1 pseudogene is annotated in these 402 nt (G+C 71.6%); it reads left to right on the top strand.

Going from position 1 to position 402, the window contains the following annotated elements:
* A pseudogene (locus tag ACTFO6_RS17825) lies at positions 1-274 on the top strand (prenyltransferase); the annotation flags it as partial.
* Positions 275-402: the final 128 nt, after the last annotated feature.

Genomic DNA, 402 nt, shown 5'->3' with positions numbered 1-402 from the left:
GCTTTCCCCGGCCCGGGCGCGCTGGGTCTACTTGCTGATCGGTCTCGGGGCCTATCTATGGCTGGTGGGGGTGGCGGTCGCGGGCCTGTTGCCCCCGGCAGCTTTGCTCGGCCTCGCCGCCGCGCTCCTCACCGCCTTGGCAGGACGCGACTTGCTGCGTCATGCCTTCGAGCCGGGCAGGCTGCGGCCGGCGATCGAGCGCACCATCGCCGCCGCCTCCCTCCACGGCGCGCTCCTCGCCGCGGGGCTGGTGCTGGGACGCCTCCTGGGTTGAGCGGGTCTGTCTCCCCTCAATCGCAACCCATCCCCCCTCCCGACCCCCCTTTGAAGGGGGAGGATGACATGGGCATGCCAAGCCGCGGACAGGCTGGGGTGGGGATGGGTTTCCTCCCCGTCAAGGGG

This window comes from Pelomicrobium sp. G1 (assembly GCF_051905455.1).
GTDB lineage: Bacteria > Pseudomonadota > Gammaproteobacteria > Burkholderiales > UBA6910 > Pelomicrobium.
Note: the sequence above shows the minus strand (reverse complement) of the source record. Positions and strands in the feature narration are given on the sequence as shown.